General features: G+C 57.7%; 14 protein-coding genes and 1 riboswitch. Of the genes, 2 read left to right on the top strand and 12 right to left on the bottom strand.

The window, feature by feature from the left end:
• Positions 1-3: 3 nt before the first annotated feature.
• Complete coding sequence (locus ACK2JC_RS15190) at positions 4-1011, bottom strand: ABC transporter permease (RefSeq protein ID WP_092365711.1); 1008 nt, start codon at positions 1009-1011, stop codon at positions 4-6.
• A gap of 329 nt (positions 1012-1340) precedes the next feature.
• Here ACK2JC_RS15190 and ACK2JC_RS15185 point away from each other — a divergent pair, with 329 nt between their 5' ends.
• Positions 1341-1685, top strand: coding sequence for a n-acetylglutamate synthase (locus ACK2JC_RS15185; protein WP_118754376.1), 345 nt, complete (start codon positions 1341-1343; stop codon positions 1683-1685).
• A 188-nt stretch (positions 1686-1873) separates the two neighbouring features.
• Here ACK2JC_RS15185 and mfd read toward each other — a convergent pair whose 3' ends face one another.
• The 4 genes from mfd to ACK2JC_RS15165 all read right to left on the bottom strand — a co-directional run bounded on the left by mfd (position 1874) and on the right by ACK2JC_RS15165 (position 7400).
• The gene (gene mfd / locus ACK2JC_RS15180; RefSeq protein WP_320937516.1) at positions 1874-5575 is read right to left on the bottom strand and encodes a transcription-repair coupling factor; all 3702 of its coding nucleotides are present in this window, start codon (positions 5573-5575) and stop codon (positions 1874-1876) included.
• 129 nt (positions 5576-5704) lie between these two features.
• A complete protein-coding gene (locus ACK2JC_RS15175; RefSeq protein WP_320937517.1) occupies positions 5705-5860 on the bottom strand; it encodes a hypothetical protein in 156 nt (51 codons plus the stop codon).
• A gap of 1 nt (position 5861) precedes the next feature.
• A complete protein-coding gene (pth, locus tag ACK2JC_RS15170; protein WP_320937518.1) occupies positions 5862-6500 on the bottom strand; it encodes an aminoacyl-tRNA hydrolase in 639 nt (212 codons plus the stop codon).
• 225 nt (positions 6501-6725) lie between these two features.
• On the bottom strand, positions 6726-7400 hold the full coding sequence (locus ACK2JC_RS15165; protein ID WP_411338519.1) for a transglycosylase domain-containing protein: 675 nt from the start codon (positions 7398-7400) through the stop codon (positions 6726-6728).
• 263 nt (positions 7401-7663) lie between these two features.
• A riboswitch (purine riboswitch) is annotated at positions 7664-7759 on the top strand.
• Positions 7760-7824: 65 nt separating this feature from the next.
• On the opposite strand from ACK2JC_RS15165, the gene ACK2JC_RS15160 reads away from it, so the two are divergent.
• Complete coding sequence (locus tag ACK2JC_RS15160; protein WP_320937519.1) at positions 7825-9234, top strand: NAD(P)/FAD-dependent oxidoreductase; 1410 nt, start codon at positions 7825-7827, stop codon at positions 9232-9234.
• A 141-nt stretch (positions 9235-9375) separates the two neighbouring features.
• On the opposite strand, the gene ACK2JC_RS15155 is transcribed toward ACK2JC_RS15160, so the two are convergent.
• From ACK2JC_RS15155 to ACK2JC_RS15125, 7 genes are all read right to left on the bottom strand, one after another.
• Complete coding sequence (locus tag ACK2JC_RS15155; RefSeq protein ID WP_092365699.1) at positions 9376-10242, bottom strand: YitT family protein; 867 nt, start codon at positions 10240-10242, stop codon at positions 9376-9378.
• Between the two features lie 76 nt (positions 10243-10318).
• Complete coding sequence (locus tag ACK2JC_RS15150) at positions 10319-11497, bottom strand: M20 family metallopeptidase (RefSeq protein WP_333683951.1); 1179 nt, start codon at positions 11495-11497, stop codon at positions 10319-10321.
• 11 nt (positions 11498-11508) lie between these two features.
• Positions 11509-12561: a C45 family autoproteolytic acyltransferase/hydolase gene (locus ACK2JC_RS15145; RefSeq protein ID WP_302326895.1), complete on the bottom strand. Its 1053-nt coding sequence runs from the start codon at positions 12559-12561 to the stop codon at positions 11509-11511.
• A gap of 10 nt (positions 12562-12571) precedes the next feature.
• The gene (locus ACK2JC_RS15140; protein WP_320937521.1) at positions 12572-13552 is read right to left on the bottom strand and encodes a dipeptide ABC transporter ATP-binding protein; all 981 of its coding nucleotides are present in this window, start codon (positions 13550-13552) and stop codon (positions 12572-12574) included.
• Positions 13553-13555: 3 nt separating this feature from the next.
• Positions 13556-14527, bottom strand: coding sequence for an ABC transporter ATP-binding protein (locus ACK2JC_RS15135; RefSeq protein ID WP_207648759.1), 972 nt, complete (start codon positions 14525-14527; stop codon positions 13556-13558).
• 13 nt (positions 14528-14540) lie between these two features.
• Entirely contained in the window at positions 14541-15380 is an 840-nt protein-coding gene (locus ACK2JC_RS15130) for an ABC transporter permease (protein WP_092365687.1), read from the bottom strand.
• A 14-nt stretch (positions 15381-15394) separates the two neighbouring features.
• Positions 15395-16342: an ABC transporter permease gene (locus ACK2JC_RS15125; protein WP_368271143.1), complete on the bottom strand. Its 948-nt coding sequence runs from the start codon at positions 16340-16342 to the stop codon at positions 15395-15397.
• Positions 16343-16359: the final 17 nt, after the last annotated feature.

Genomic DNA, 16359 nt, shown 5'->3' with positions numbered 1-16359 from the left:
CTCCTAATTGTATGTGATTCTCGGGTCTACCACCGCGTACAGGATGTCCAGTATCAGGTTGATCGCCATGTAAATGAGCACGCTGACCACCGTAAATGCCTGCACCGGCGCGTAGTCCGTCTGTAAAATGGACTGGGTGATATAGCTTCCCACCCCGGGCCAGTTGAAAATGGTCTCCACCACCACGGCATTTCCGATCAGGCCGCCCAGCTGGGCGCCGATCACCGTCATCACAGGCACCAGGATGTTGCGCAGCCCGTGTTTGCCCACAACCTGGCGCTCCTTGATGCCCTTGGAGCGGGCCGTGCGGATGTAGTCCAGGTTCAGCACCTCGATCATGTTGCTGCGGGTCATGCGGGAGATCACCGCCAGGGAGCCGAAGCTCAAACAGATGGCCGGCAGCAGGATGTGGGAGAGCGCGCTCTTAAACGCGATCATGTCCCCGGTCAGCAGGCTGTCCAAGAGGTAAAGCCCCGTGATCTGGGTAGGCGGGTAAATATTGTCCGAAATCCGGCCGATGGGCGCGGGGATCAGGTCGTATTTGGCGTAGAGCAGGTAGATCAGCATGAAGCCCAGCCAGAACACCGGCACGCTGGTGCCCAGAAGCGTCACCACCCGGGACACGTGGTCCGCCGCCGAGTCCTTTTTCGAGGCCGCGTATATGCCCACGGGAATGCCGATCAGCACCGCCAGCAGCAGGGCGCACAGCGCCAGCTCCAGGGACGCCGGGAAACGCATGGCGAAATCATATGTAACCGGCTTTCCGGTGTGCCAGGCCGTGCCCAGGTCCCCGTGCAGCACGTCCCCCACGTAGTCCACGAACTGCTTGGGAATGGGATCGTTGAGCCCCATCTCCTCGCGAATCCGCTCCACCGCCTCCTCCGGCGCCTGCTCGCCCGCCATCATACGGGCCGGGTCGCCGGGCACGATGCGGGACAGCGTAAATGTGATCAGAAGCACCAGCAGCACCGAGGGGATCATCTGCAGGATTCGTTTCACGATGTATTTCATGTTTCCACTCCTCCATATCCGCAAAAGAGCTATAGATTAAACAATCATTATTTTAATCTATAGCTCTTTGCATAAATCGGTATATTTTCTTAGTTAGTAATTTAACAGAAAAATGGGAAAATGTCAATGTTCGACCGCATTTGTATGGGTTAAAATAATGAGTTGGCTATCGCTTTCTTAAAAGCCGGTATATCGCATGGCTGCGAGGTTCTGACCAAACTCACCCGTATAAAAATTGACTTTTGTACCGCATTGCTTTAGACTATGGGCAAACGCCCCGGACTTATAATGCGCAGACCAGCAATCGGAATAAAATGAGGAGAAAATGAATGATAAAAATTAATTATGAAGGGAAGCTATTTGTTCCAGAACTAAATACCGAAAATGGGGAAGTAGACGATCATACCCTGTTTGAATATCATCAGGAGGGACGTATTCTATATGCAGATTATTATGGCGGCGACGTCATAAAAGGGCATCTTATCGGAACAGTTTTTGATGACAATTCAATGGATTTTGTTTATCATCACTTAAACAATCAAAATCAGCTTAGGGTCGGAACGTGCCATAGCATACCCGTTATGTTAGAAAGTGGAAAATTAGAGCTTCATGAAACATGGCAATGGTTAAATGGAGACGGCTCAAAAGGTTCTTCGATACTTAGAGAAAAATAAATTGATTCGGCTTCTTGTTTGCAGGGCGGTTTTACTTCGTCTGATTGGTAAAAGGCGGAGTTATGAATCACAGCAACCCGACCGTCACAACCAGTATTTCGCGGCACACGCGAAATACTGGTCCTCTTTTTGTTTCACCGTGAAAATAGCCGTGCCAACAGTTTTTAACCGTTGGACACGGCAGTATTTCAACCTTCCGTCAGCCCGGTCAGCCCTTCCACCAACTCCCTTGCCATCTTCATCATCGGGAAGCTGTCCTTGTTCTTGTTCCGGGTGTCCGTGTACAGAAGTACCGGAACCTCGCCCGGCATCATTTTCAGCTTTCCCTTGTAGCTCTGCACGAACTCCGGGATCAGCTCTACCTTCAGCCGCGCTTTCTGGTACATGGTCAGGCGCACCTCCTGGCGGTTGATGGACACCTCCGTCACGTAGGCCCTGTGGGCCATGGCCTTTAAGGCGGCGATCTTCAGCAGATTCTCCACGCTCTTCGGAATGTCGCCGAACCGGTCGGTGAGCTCATCCTGCATATCCATGTACTCGTCCTCGGTCTCGATGGCGGAAATGCGCTTGTAGATATCCAGCTTCTGGTACTCGTTCTTGATATAGTAAGCGGGAATGTAGGCGTTGATATCGCACTCCACCACCGTCTCGTAGGTCTCGCTCTCCACGGTCTCGCCCTTTAGGGCCAGCACCGCCTCGTTCAACATCTTGCAGTACAGGTCGTAGCCCACCGCCTCCATGTGGCCGTGCTGCTCCGCGCCAAGTACATTTCCCGCGCCGCGGATTTCCAGATCGCGCATGGCGATCTTGATGCCCGATCCCAGCTCTGTGAACTCCCGGATGGCCTGAAGGCGCTTCTCGGCCTCCTCCTTTAACAGCTTGTCGCGTTTATACATCAAAAACGCGTAGGAGGTCCGGTTGGAGCGGCCCACACGGCCCCGCAGCTGGTAGAGCTGGGACAGGCCCATGCGGTCCGCATCGTGCACAATCATGGTGTTGGCATTGGGGATATCAAGGCCCGTTTCGATAATCGTTGTGGATACCAGCACGTCGATCTCCCCGTTGATAAAGTCCGCCATGATCCGCTCCAGCTCGTGCTCGCGCATCTGGCCGTGGGCGAAGGTCACCACCGCCTCCGGCACCAGGGCCGCCACCCGGTTGGCCACCTCGTCGATGTCCGTCACCCGGTTGTATACATAATACACCTGACCGCCCCGGGACAGCTCCCGGTTGATGGCCTCCCGGATCATTTCCTCGTTGTACTCCATCACGTAGGTCTGGATGGGCGTGCGGTCCACCGGTGGCTCCTCCAGCACGCTCATGTCGCGGATGCCCGCCAGGCTCATGTGCAGGGTTCTGGGAATGGGCGTGGCCGTCAGGGTCAGAACGTCCACGTTCTCCTTCATCTGCTTGATCTTCTCCTTGTGGGCCACGCCGAAGCGCTGCTCCTCGTCCACGATCAGGAGACCCAAATCCCTGAATTTCATATCCTTGGACAGGACCCGGTGGGTGCCGATCACGATGTCCACCATGCCCTTGCGCAGGTCCTCCAGCGTCTTTTTCTGCTGGGACGGGGTGCAGAACCGGCTGAGCATATCCACCCGCACCGGGAAATCCTTCATGCGCTGGACAAAGGTGTTGTAATGCTGCTGGGCCAGGATGGTGGTGGGCACCAGATACACCACCTGCTTGCTGTCCTGCACCGCCTTGAAGGCGGCTCTGAGTGCAACCTCGGTCTTTCCGTAGCCCACATCCCCGCAGACCAGCCGGTCCATGATCTTCCGGCTCTCCATGTCGTGCTTCACCGAGTCGATGGCGTCCAGCTGGTCGTCCGTCTCATCGTAGGGGAACAGCTCCTCAAACTCCCGCTGCCACACCGTGTCCTTCCCGTACTGGAAGCCCGCTTTCTCCTGCCGGGCGGCGTAGAGCTTCACCAGGTCCTTTGCGATCTCCTGGACCGCGCCCTTCACCCGGCTCTTGGTCTTGGACCACTCGCTGCCCCCAAGGCGGTTCAGCTTGGGCTTCTTGGCCTCGGCCCCCGCGTACTTCTGGATGCTCTCCAGACGGGTGGCAGGCAGATACAGGTTGCCGCCGTCCCCGTATTCGATTTTGATGTAGTCCTTGGTGATCTTATCCCGCTCCACCTTCTCGATGCCGCGGTAAATGCCCAGTCCGTGCTCCTCGTGAACCACATAGTCGCCCACCGCCAGCTCGGAAAAGCTCTGGATAGCCTTGCCCTGGTAATTCGTCTTTTTCCGGCGCTTTTTCTTCTTCTCCACGCCGAACATGTCGCCCTCGGTGATAAAGACGAACTTGATCAAAGGATACTCGAATCCCCGGTGCAGGTTGCCGTGGGTAACCAGAATCTGACCGGGCTGGACCTGGATAGCGGATTCCGGCCGCGAGGGGCCGCCGCCAGGCTGCCCGGTGGTTCCGCCCTGGCCGCTTCCCAGCGCTCCGCTCTGGCTGCTTCCCAGCACTCCGCTCTGGCTGCTTCCCGGTACCCCGCCCTGGCCGCTTCCCAGCGCTCCGCCCTCTTCCTCCCCCACCGGCGGATCCGGGCAGAAGGCTTTCAGATCATACTCCCGCAGGTCGCTGGCCAGTCGGCTGGCCCTGGTCCTTGAAGCGGACAGCAGGATCACCCGCCAGCCCTCCTTCTTCCACCGGGTCAGGTCCTTGATCAGCATCTCAAAGCTGTTCTGATAGGAGTTGACGTTTTTTACCACCAGGCCAAACTTGTGGTTGACCTTCACTCCCTGCAATTTCTGGTCCAGTCCGGTGAGCATCACGGCCCTGGGTCTCTGCACCCGGGCCAGCACCGCCGCGGCGGGATACAGCAGATCCGTCTGCCCGGGCAGCAGATACCCCTTTTCCAGGCGGTGCATCATGCTCTCCCGAAACTCCATCTCCACCGTCTCGCCCTTTTCCCGCAGCCGGGCCGGTTCATCCAGAAAAAGGAGGCTGTTTTCCTCCGGAAAATAGTCCAGGAAGGACACCGTATCCTCCGCAAAATACCGTAGATAATTGTCCAGCCCGCCCAGCTTCCAGCCCTCGCGGATTCCGTCCACCAGCTCCGCGATAATGCTCTTGATCCGGTGGGCCTCCTCGCTCTTGTGCTGGCCGCGGAAAGCCTTCTCACAGGAAGCGGCCTCCTTCTCCAGCTTTGCGATACCCGACTGGAGCTGCTGCCGGGATAGCACCACCTCGGAGGCCGGATAGATGGTCACCTGCTCCAGCTGCTCCACGGACCGCTGACTCTCCACGTCAAAGGTGCGGATAGAATTCACCTCGTCGTCCCACATCTCGATGCGGACCGGAACCTCCTCGGTCAGGGGGTAAATATCCACGATGCCGCCCCGGATGGAAAACTGCCCCATCCCGTCCACCTGGGCCCCGCGCTCGTAGCCCATGGCGGTCAGACGGTCCCGCAGCTTTTCCAGATCCAGCACCTGTCCCTCCATCACGGTCACGATCTGATCCCGCATGTATTTGAGGGGCAGAAGGTGATCCATCAGTCCGTCCATGGTGGTCACCACCACGCCGCCCTCGTCCTCCATCAGGTGCCGCAGCACGCTGATCCGCTGTCGGGTCATCAGATTGCCATGGATGTCCGCGCTGTAGAACAGCAGGTCCTTCGCCGGATAGAGCATCACATTTTTTGTAAAATTCCGGAAATCATCATAGATTTCCTTGGCCCGGGTATCGTCATAGGTGACCACCAGCTTCCACGGAAAGTGCAGTCCGTCCGCCGGCAAGTCCTGCCCCAGCTCGTACATGAGATGCACCTTCTGGGAATCCAGCGTTCCCGTCACCTGAAGGGGCCCCCTGCCCTTTTTCAGGGCCTCCGCCAAATTTTCATATTCCTGCAATTCCAACAATGGATTCTGCATGGTCTGCCTCACCTTTCTGTCAAATACGCCGCCGGGGCGGGAGGATCCCGGATCCCTGCCGGACCGGGTTGCTCCCTGATCCCTGCCGGACCGGGTTGCTCCCTGATCCCTACCGGACCGGGTTGCATCCTAATACTTGCTGGACCGGTTATCCCCTAATCCCTGCCGGGTCAGGTTGCCCCCTGATTCCTCCCAGGCCAGGATACTCCCTAATCCCTCCCGGGCCAGGATACTCCCTAATCCCTGCCAGTCCGCCATTCTCCGGCCTTTCCCGTCCCGTTCCACGCTACTCCTTCTCCTTATGCCCGTTAAAACGGTTCATCGCCACCCCAGCGCCTTCCTTAATCATCACTTCCACCGCTTCCGCCGCCTCCTTGAAGGCGTCCTCCATCAGCCCGCGCTCCTCTTTGGGAAACCGGCCCAGCACATAGTCCGCCAGGTCCATCCTGGGCGGCTTATTGCCCACGCCTACCTTGATGCGCGGAAACTCCTGGGTTCCCAGATGGGCGATAATATTTTTGATCCCGTTATGTCCCCCGGCGCTGCCCTTGGTCCGGATGCGCAGCTGCCCCACGTCCAGGCTCACGTCATCATACACCACTATAATATGATCCGGATCGACTTTATAGAAATCCGCCGCCGCGCGCACGCTCTCCCCGCTGAGATTCATGAAGGTCTGGGGCTTCAAGAGAATCACCTTCTCCCCCCCGATCACCGCCTTGCCGTAATACCCCTTGAACTTTTTTTCATCCACGGAGGTGAACAGCCGGTCCGCCAGCACGTCGATCACCTCGAACCCCACATTGTGCCGGGTTTTCTCGTACTCCTTCGTGGGATTTCCCAATCCTGCGATTATATACATAGCCTTTTCGTCCTCTTCTTTCCTGTGAAACACACCTTTTATTCTTTCCAAAAATCCGCTCATTGTCCGTTCCTTCTATTGCCAGTCCGCAAGAATCCAAAAACACAAAACGCACTTTAGCGTTAGATCCGCCCATATGGGGGATCTAACGCTGTTTTTACATTGTAGCAGAGAATATTTCCATTGTAAAGGCACAACCGCCAAACCATTAAAACGTCAAAACCCCCGGGCCGCCGGGCCCAGGGGCATAATCACCGCACTCTCACCAAATGCTCTGTCTTTAATTTCTCACATCCCCGCCGCCAGCGTCTCCTGCGCCTGCACCTCCGTATAATACCCGCAGGTCACCATCCGATCCACCACCTGGCGCTGTCTCTGGGCCGCCAAGTCCGGGTTGGCTGTCAGCGCGTACACCGACGGCGCGTTGGGGATTCCGGCCAGCAGCGTGCTCTCGTACTCCGTCATCTCGGAGGGCGCCTTGCCGAAATACCCTTCGCTGGCCTCCGCCACGCTGTAGTAACCGTTTCCGAAGTAAATGGAGTTCACATAGAGCTCCAGAATCTCCTCCTTGCTGTAGTTCTTCTCCAGATTAAAGGCCATGAACACCTCCGCAACCTTGCGGGTCAGTTCCTTTTCCTGGGAAAAATACAGGTTCTTAGCCAGCTGCTGGGTGACGGTGCTGCCGCCCTCCACGAAAGCCATGGCCTTCAGATCGTTGAACGCCGCCCGCCCGATGGCGATGGGATCGATCCCCGGGTGACTGTAGAACCGGTGGTCCTCCACGGAGAGCACCGCCTCCACGTAGATCGGGGGCAGCTCCTCAAAGGTGGTGTAATCCTCCCTCGCCCGGATGGAATCCACCTTGTCTGCCAGACTGGTCTGCGCCAGGGCGCCCTTATACATCCGGTAACCCTTCACGCCTACTACCAGGCATAAACCCGCGCATATTACAAACAACACCATCGCCAGCCTCCGAACCATTTTCAATGCCTTCATAAAGCCGCCCTCCTTTCAAAAAGCCTCAAAACAGGCTTGTCCTCGTTTATCATATGTATAGTTTACCACATTCATGTCCCGGAAATCTTTGAAAAAAGCTTAACATATGAGACAAATTTTGTACTATTTCCGCAAGTTTTTCTAAAGACATCTTAATTCCCGCCAAAGCCCCGAAAAATAAGGCGTTTCCGGGCCACTGCACTCTTGCGAAACCACACAAACTATGCTAAACTAAGGAATGTTGTGACGCCTGTATAAGTTCATAATTGGATGAACGTTTCTACCAGCTACCGGAATAGTTGACTACAAGCCTCTATTTCTTATACTGGTTTTTTTATGTTTCACCAAAGAAAACCCAGGCAGAACCCTGAACCTGAAAGGAGTTTTTATTATGAATTCATCTTCAAATTTTGACGTAATCATCATTGGCGCAGGCCCTTCCGGTATCTTCTGCGCGTACGAACTGATCCGCCAGAAACCGGATATGAAGATTCTGATGATCGAGAAAGGGCGTCCCATCGAGAAACGCGTGTGTCCCAAGCGCACCACCAAGGTCTGCGTGGGCTGCAAGCCCTGTTCCATCACCACCGGATTCGCCGGAGCCGGAGCCTTCTCCGACGGCAAGCTCTCCCTGTCCCCGGACGTGGGCGGAAATCTGCCGGAGATTCTGGGCTACGACAAGACCGTGGAGCTCTTAAAGGAGTCCGACAATATTTACCTGAAGTTCGGCGCGGACACCAACGTATACGGCGTGGACAAGCAGAAGGAGATCGAGGAGATCCGCCGCAAAGCCATCACCGCCAACTTAAAGCTGATCGAATGCCCCATCCGCCATCTGGGCACGGAGGAGGGCTATAAGATATACACCCGCCTGGAGGAGCACCTGCTGGCCCAGGGTGTCCAGATGGAGTTCAACACCATGGTGAAGGACATCATCATCGAGGGCGACCAGGTGAGGGGCGTGATCACCGACAAGAATGAGACCTACTACGCTCCCGAAGTGGTTTCCGCCATCGGCCGCGAGGGTTCCGACTGGTTCTCCCACATCTGCAACAACCACGGCATCGAGACCCGGGTGGGCACCGTGGACATCGGCGTGCGTGTGGAGGTCCGGGACGAGGTCATGAAGTTCCTCAATGAAAACCTCTACGAGGCCAAGCTGGTCTACTACACCCCCACCTTCGACGACAAGGTGCGCACCTTCTGCACCAACCCCTCCGGCGAGGTGGCCACTGAATACTACGAGAACGGGCTGGCAGTGGTCAACGGCCACGCCTACAAGTCCAAGGAATACAAGACGAACAACACCAACTTCGCCCTGCTGGTGAGCAAGAACTTCACCAAACCCTTCAACGAGCCCATCGAGTACGGCAAGCACATTGCCCAGCTCTCCAACATGCTCTGCGGCGGCAGGATCATGGTACAGACCTTCGGCGACTTCCAGAGAGGACGCCGCACCACCGAGGAGCGCCTGTGCCGCAACAACCTGATCCCCACCTTGAAGGACGCGGTGCCCGGCGATCTCTCCCTGGTGTTCCCCCACCGCATCATGACGGACATCAAGGAAATGCTTCTGGCCCTGGACAAGGTCACCCCCGGCATCGCCGGCGACGAGACCCTGCTCTACGGCGTGGAGGTAAAATTCTACTCCAACAAGGTGGTGGTGGACACCGACTTCGAGACCAGCGTCCGCGGCCTGCGCGCCATCGGCGACGGCGCTTCCGTGACCCGGGGCCTGCAGCAGGCTTCCGCCAACGGTATCAGCGTGGCGAGAAGCATCCTGGCCAAGGCCAACGCATAAATTTTACGGCAAAATGCCGGAGACAGCTCCCCTTATCCAAGGTTGCTGCCTCCGGCATTTTCTATCAATCACCTCATAACGCTTCAGCCAAACCGTACCGTCGTCAGACGCGGCCCGGCCGAACCATTTCCCCGTTTTCGTTCAATTTTCTTCCAATTTCTGGAATCCTTCTCCGTACACCTGGGTAAACTCCCCCACAATCACAAAGGCGTTCCCGTCCAGGCCCTGCACCACCCGGCGCACCTGTGGAATCTGGCGGTGGCTGCACACGCAGAGCACCGCGTCCTTCTGAGTCCCCGAGTAGCCGCCGGTGGCCCTCATAATGGTGGCTCCCCGCCCCATCGCCCGGTCGATCTCCGCCGCGATCCGCCTGCCGGACTCCGTGATGATCATAACCGTTTTCCCGGAGCATGCCCCGTTCATGATCCGGTCGATTACCGCGGTGGTCACGGCGGTGCAGACGATGCCGTACAAAACCGCCTCGATGTTGCGAAACACAAATCCCCCCAGCACGATCACGCTTCCGTCGATAATCTGTGTGATCTGTCCGATGGACAGGTGGGGCTTCAGCTTCTTCACGGACAAAATCAGGAAATCGCTTCCCCCGGTGGAAGAATTCTGCAGGTAAATCAAAGCCAGCCCAGCGCCGTTAAACGCCCCGGCAAACAGAGCCGCCAAAAGCTGATTCCCGTGGTAGGGCGGCACAAATGGGATCACATAATCCATAAAAACAGCGCAGATCACCATACTTTTTAAGGATTTGAGCAAAAAATCCCGCCCCAGCAGCTTGTAGGTCACAAGAATCACCGGCCCGTTCAACACCAGGCTGACGGCCCCCATGGGAAGCCCGAACAGGTGGCGGATGATCAGGGACAGCCCATTGACGCCGCCCGGCGCGAAATCCGCCCCGGCCGCGAATACCGACAGCCCCGCCGCGATCATAAACGCGGCCGCGCAGTCCCACAGCGCCTCCCTGGCCAGTCCTTCCAGCCGCTTCCTAATCCTCATCACTCAAACCGCCTCGCTCCTATCTCTTTTCCAACCGGTCCGCCGCCACATTTAGAAACCACGCCCGCAAAAAGACCTATCCCATAACAGCCAGATTTTCCGCAAATTCCGCCCGGATCCGTTCCAGCAGCCCCTTATCCTCTATCACATCCCAGCTGGTAAGCGCCAAAATCTGCGCGGCCAGCCGCACCGCCAAATGGGCGGCGTCACTCTTTCCCGCATCCAGGTACTCCTGCGAATGGCTGGACGTGCCCCGCGGTACAAACGCGATCCGCACGCAGGCCCCCGGCAGGGTATGGAGCACATTTCCGAAGTCCGTGGAACCCGTTTTCTCCCGGGGAGCCCCCAGCTGGGGCGCATCCACCGCCCGGGCATTTTCCATAATCAGGTCGTTTATGATATAGGACGGCACCTTGCTGTCCAGGTGGGACTTCTCAATGATCTCGCAGGTCGTCTCCGTCATCATGGCCGCCCCCCGGAGCACCTTTTCCAGCCGCGGCACCAGCGTTTCAATATAATCCGTGCTGTAGGATCGGATCACAAAGCTGGCCTCCACAAAATCGGGCACCACATTGGACAGCGGGCTGGTCTCCCGGATGGCGTAATGCATCCGCACATCGTCCCGCACGTGCTCCCGCAGACATTCCAGGCCGTGGCAGGCCAGCATCAGCGCATCCAGGGCGCTGCGCCCGTCCTCCGGCTTGATGGCCGCGTGGGCGGACACCCCGTGATACTTCACCCGGTAGCTGCGCAGGGCCAGACTCTTCACATCCACGTTGGTCTCGGGATTGGCGTGGGTCATCAGCGCGATATCGATGTCCCGGAAATACCCTTCCCGCAGCATGATGGTTTTCCCCATGGACGTCTCCTCCGCCGGGGTCCCGTACACCACGATCTTTGCCGGGGTATCCTCCCCCAGACAGCGGCGCAGGGCGGCCGCGGCCCCCAGCACCGCCGGTCCCTGCATGTGGTGGCCGCAGCCGTGCCCAAAGCCCTTAAGCGCGTCGTACTCGCACAAAAGGCCGATGGACGGGCCGCCGGTCCCCACCTGGTACACCGCCCGAAAGGCGGTGGCAAGTCCCGCGATCCCCGTCTCAACCGTAAAACCCTGATCCCGCAGGAACGTTGTCAGCCGCTCCACGGCGTACTGTTCCTCCCCGCCGCATTCCGGGTGGTCGAAAATGTCGTCGGACAGTCCGCACAGCTCCCGGCAGATGGAATCAATATATGTTCTCAGCTTCTCCTTCAACCTCATCCCTCCAGCCGTTACAGCGTGTACGTCACATACTCTCCCTGGCAGGGCGGCCCATAGCAGATATCCATCTCCAGCTTATCCAGGTTGTAGATAATGGAGGCGTTGGTCTGCCACATCTTCCGCATCTCCGTCTCGCCCTCCAGCATGTGGGCGCACAGGGAATCCGGGAAATTCTCATGGTTTTTCAGGCATTCCTTCACATAGTCCGTGGTGATTCTGCCGTTCTTCTTAGCCAGCAGCTTATAGAGCAGCTCGCCCCTGAACTTCATGCCCTGGTAGGCGTCCACCGTGCGGTCCCCCACCAGGTGGTTGGCATGGGTCAGAATGTTGTCCTCCGGCAGCAGCAGCCAGGGCGCGGTGGGCACGGCCTCCACGTCGAAGGCCCTGTTCTCCGCCGACGCCAGGCAGTAATTGTTGGACACGGTTCTGGGCGCGTTCACCAGCCACGCGATCATCTGGTCCAGGCTCTTAAGGGAAAGCAGCTTTCTGCGCAGGAAATTGGCCGGAACGCCCACGCCCGCGCGGTCGAAAATGGAATTCAGGCTGTTGGCGCACATGCCCAGGCCGTGGGAGTTCATGCCGTTGCGGATCAGCTGGCCCGCCTCGGTGGTGCCGATGATCCTGGTTCCGTTCTCCTCGGTCTCCCGGACGATCAGCGTGTGCTCCAGCACAAAGGGACGGTTATCCCAGTTCTGCCCCACATACACAAGTCCGTCCCCGGTGGCTTCCCGCAGCAGCGCAAAGGCCGTGCACTCCCCGTCGGTGGGGAAATGCAGGAACTCGTAGCGCGCGTTCAGCACCATCAGGTCCACAAAATCCGTATCCGACCCTTTGGCGATGCCCTCCACCTCCGCGAGACAGTCCTGATAATCCTTTAAAAGCAGCTGGCGGATGGGCGTCACTCTGCTGCGTGCCTCCTCCCAGCTCATACGTCCCATGGCCGCGAAGTGCTCCTTGTACCGCTCGATACAGAGGGTGATCTCCTCCCTGGCCTGCTCTCCGTACTGGACGCCGCGCTCGTAGGGCGCAGCGGCCTCTATGATAATTTCTTTGAATCGTCCCATTTCTTCCTCCTTATTCCGCGTTGTACCGGTGGCAGGCGACCAGATGGCCGTCCCCCAGATCCCGAAGCTTTGGCGCTTTCGTCCTGCACTCCTCCGTACAATACCTGCATCTCCCGTGGAAATAGCAGCCTGACGGCGGATTTGCAGGGCTGGGGATATCCCCCTCCAGCGAAATCTTCTCCACCTTCCCACTGGGCCTCACCTGGGGCACCGCGGAAAGTAACGCCTGGGTGTAGGGGTGCATGGGCGCTGCAAACAGCTGATCGCTGGAAGCCAGCTCCACCACCTTACCCAGATACATGACCACCACCCGGTCGCAGATATATTCGATCACCGAGAGGTCATGGCTGATAAACAGGTAGGTGAGGTTCAAATCCCTCTGCAAATCCTTCAAAAGGTTGAGAATCTGCGACCGCACGGACACGTCCAGGGCGGACACCGGCTCGTCGCACACCACGAATCCCGGATTGGTGGCCAGGGCCCTTGCGATCACGATCCGCTGGCGCTGGCCTCCCGAAAACTCGTGGGGATAGCGGTCCAGCTGTTCCTCCTTCAAGTCCACCAGGCGCATAAGCTCCTTCACCCGGGCCATCCACGCCTCTTTGTCCCCGTAGTGGTTGATGATCAGCGGTTCCTCCAGAATCGTGCGGATGCGCATCTTGGGGTGCAGGGACCCGAAGGGGTCCTGAAAGACGATCTGAACGTCCTTGCGCTTGCCCTTCAACTCTTTCTTATCCAGCTTCCGAAAATCTTCCCCTTTATAAAAGATTTCGCCCCCGGTAGGCTCGATGAGACGCAGCATGGAGCGCACCAGCGTGGTCTTTCCACAGCCGGACTCTCCCACCAGCCCCAGAGTCTCGCCCTCGTACACCTGGAACGACACGTCGTCCACGGCCTTCACATTACCCACTGTCTTTAACGCCAGGCCCCGCTTGATGGGGAACCATTTGGTGAGATGCCTGACGTCCATGATCACTTGTTTATCCGGCATTCCTCATCCCTCCTTGTCGTAAAGCCAGCAGCGGACGCAGTGTCCGTCGGAAATATCAGTCATCTGCGGCCTGCAGTTTCTGCATTTCTCGGTGGCGTGGCCGCATCTGGGATTGAACACACAGCCCTCCGGCAGATTCCCCGGACTGGGCACGGTGCCCGGTATCACGTAGAGCCGGTCCCGGCTCCCCATCACGGGCAGCGACTTCAAAAGTCCCTGGGTGTAGGGATGGCAGGGGTTCTCGAACAGTTCCTCCACCGGCCCCTCCTCGATGACCTGCCCGCAGTAGAATATAATCGCTCTGGAACAGACCTCCCGCACCACGCCCAGATCATGGGTGATCAGCATGACGGAGGTGTCCAGCGTCTCCTTCAGATTCCGCATGAGCTTTAGAATCTGCGCCTGTATGGTCACGTCCAGCGCCGTAGTCGGCTCATCCGCGATCAGCAGCCGCGGGCGGCAGGACAGGGCCATGGCGATCATCACCCTCTGGCGCATACCGCCGGAGAGCTGGTGGGGATACTCCTTCATCCGCTGTTCAGGCGAGGCAATTTTCACCAGCTCCAGCGCCTCCACCGACTTCTTCCACGCCTCCTCGCGGGTCATTTTCTCATGGCTGCGGAACACCTCCATCAGCTGTTTCCCGATGGTGATAACGGGGTTTAAGCTGGTCATGGGCTCCTGGAAAATCATGGATACGTCCTTGCCCCGGACATCGCACATCTGGCGCTCGGACAGCTCCAGAAGGTTCTTTCCATTGAGGCGGATTTCTCCCTTTATATAACCGGGCGGGCACTTGATCAGGCGCATGACGGACAGCGCCGTCATGCTCTTTCCGCAGCCGGACTCCCCGACAATGCCCACGGTCTCGCCTTCGTCGATGTGAAAGCTCACATCCGTCACGATCTTTGTGGTCTCTCCGTAGGAGGAAAAACCGACGTTCAGATCATTGATATCCAATACACGTTTGCTCACGGTTTAACCTCCTCTATTTCTTGGATAATTTGGGGTCCAGCACATCCCGCAGGCCGTCACCCAGCAGATTTAAGGACATAACCGACCACAGAATCGCCAGGCCCGGCAGGAAGATCAGGTAAGGCGACGTGTAGATGTGCTGCCTGGCCTCGGACAGAATAGTTCCCCAGCTGGGGATATCCGGCGAAAGGCCCACGCCCAGGAATGTCAGGCTCGCCTCATTTAACACGGTCAGCGCCATGATAAGCGTCAGACGGACGATCATGGGCGACACGCACAGGGGCAGAATATAGCGGAACATAATGCGGGCGTCCGAAGCGCCCATGGCCCGGGCCGCCTCCACGTGCTCCAGCTGTTTGGCGGAGATCACCGTGGTACGCACCGTGCGGACCATTCTGGGCAGCTGGGTGATGGACAGGGCCAACACCAGGTTCGGAATACCGGAGCCCAGCACCGTCAGAATCACCAGGGCCAGGATCACGGTCGGAAATGCCATCAGACCGTCCATAAAGCGCATGATCACCGTGTCGGCGGTGTGGTAAAAACCGGCCAGCATCCCCAGCACGGTCCCGAAAATCCCCACCAGCACCAGCACAGAGAGGGAGATGCTGAGCGAAATCCGCGCGCCGTAGATAATCCTGGAAAACACATCCCGGCCGAACTCGTCGGTACCGCAAAGATGGGCGGCGCTGGGCGGCCTTAAGCTCTCCATCATGTTCATGTGCTGAGGGTCATAGGGGGCGATGGAGGTGGCCAGAAACGCCACGATTACCATGATCAGAAACATGATTCCTCCGATCAGCACCATGTTGTACTTACCGAAGAATTTCCTCCAGTTTCTCTTTTTTCCCATGTTCTCCTCACCCCCTATTTGTACTCGATCCTGGGATCGAAGAATTTATACAGCAGGTCTACAACCAGGTTTACAATCACGTAGATGAACGCCACATACAGGATATGAGCCTGTATCACCGGGTAATCCCGGCGTACGATGGAGTCGAAGGCCAGACGGCCCAGGCCCGGAATATTGAACACATTCTCCATCACAATCGCGCCGCCCAGCAGATGGGCGATGGAAATGCCCAGCTGCGTGATAATCTGGTTCATGGCGTTCTTAAGCGCGTGCACGTACACGACGGCCCGCTCCCGCAGGCCCTTGGACCTTGCGGTGCGGATATAGTCGCTGTTTAACACGTCAAGCATACTGGAACGGGTCACCCGGGCCAGGCTGGCCGAGCGCTGAAGCCCCAGGGCGATGGCGGGAAGCAGCAGATAACGCATGGATTTCAACAGCCCGCCCTCGGATATGTAGGCGTAACCCACCGCTGGGAAAATCGGCACCTTGATGGCGAAGAGAATCACCAGGTTTAACGCCAGCCAGAAGCCGGGCATGGAGATTCCGATCATGGACAGCACCATGCACATTTTATCCAGCAGGCCGTTGCGGTGAACCGCCGCGGTGATTCCCAGGGGCACGCCGATCAGAATGCTGAAAAACATTGCCATGATCACCAGCATCCAGGTGGACTCCAGACGCGACATCACCACGCCCATGGCCGGCTCATCGTAGTAGATCGAGCTGCCGAAGTCGCCGCGGACCGCATTTCCCACCCATTTTACGAACTGGACCGGCACCGGCTGATCCAGTCCCATCTTGGCCTCCATGGCCGCGATCTCTTCCACTGTGGCGTCGTCGCTCAGCATCGTCAGCGCCGGATTGCCCGGCACGCAGCGGATCAGGAAAAATACCATCACCGCCACGATGATCAGAGTCGGAATCGCTGACAATATCCGCCGAATTGTATAATTGATCATATAAACACATCCTTCTG

The organism is Enterocloster lavalensis, assembly GCF_046603895.1.
In the GTDB taxonomy this organism is placed as follows: Bacteria; Bacillota; Clostridia; order Lachnospirales; family Lachnospiraceae; genus Enterocloster; species Enterocloster lavalensis.
Note: the sequence above shows the minus strand (reverse complement) of the source record. Positions and strands in the feature narration are given on the sequence as shown.

What these genes read in the sequence shown, in the direction of transcription:
- ACK2JC_RS15160 (WP_320937519.1), top strand. Translation starts at nt 7,825, where the DNA reads ATGAATTCATCTTCAAATTTTGACGTAATCATCATTGGCGCAGGCCCT.
- mfd (WP_320937516.1), bottom strand. Translation starts at nt 5,575, where the DNA reads ATGCAGAATCCATTGTTGGAATTGCAGGAATATGAAAATTTGGCGGAG.
- ACK2JC_RS15165 (WP_411338519.1), bottom strand. Translation starts at nt 7,400, where the DNA reads ATGGTGTTGTTTGTAATATGCGCGGGTTTATGCCTGGTAGTAGGCGTG.
- pth (WP_320937518.1), bottom strand. Translation starts at nt 6,500, where the DNA reads ATGAGCGGATTTTTGGAAAGAATAAAAGGTGTGTTTCACAGGAAAGAA.
- ACK2JC_RS15190 (WP_092365711.1), bottom strand. Translation starts at nt 1,011, where the DNA reads ATGAAATACATCGTGAAACGAATCCTGCAGATGATCCCCTCGGTGCTG.
- ACK2JC_RS15185 (WP_118754376.1), top strand. Translation starts at nt 1,341, where the DNA reads ATGATAAAAATTAATTATGAAGGGAAGCTATTTGTTCCAGAACTAAAT.
- ACK2JC_RS15140 (WP_320937521.1), bottom strand. Translation starts at nt 13,552, where the DNA reads ATGCCGGATAAACAAGTGATCATGGACGTCAGGCATCTCACCAAATGG.
- ACK2JC_RS15155 (WP_092365699.1), bottom strand. Translation starts at nt 10,242, where the DNA reads ATGAGGATTAGGAAGCGGCTGGAAGGACTGGCCAGGGAGGCGCTGTGG.
- ACK2JC_RS15125 (WP_368271143.1), bottom strand. Translation starts at nt 16,342, where the DNA reads ATGATCAATTATACAATTCGGCGGATATTGTCAGCGATTCCGACTCTG.
- ACK2JC_RS15130 (WP_092365687.1), bottom strand. Translation starts at nt 15,380, where the DNA reads ATGGGAAAAAAGAGAAACTGGAGGAAATTCTTCGGTAAGTACAACATG.
- ACK2JC_RS15145 (WP_302326895.1), bottom strand. Translation starts at nt 12,561, where the DNA reads ATGGGACGATTCAAAGAAATTATCATAGAGGCCGCTGCGCCCTACGAG.
- ACK2JC_RS15150 (WP_333683951.1), bottom strand. Translation starts at nt 11,497, where the DNA reads ATGAGGTTGAAGGAGAAGCTGAGAACATATATTGATTCCATCTGCCGG.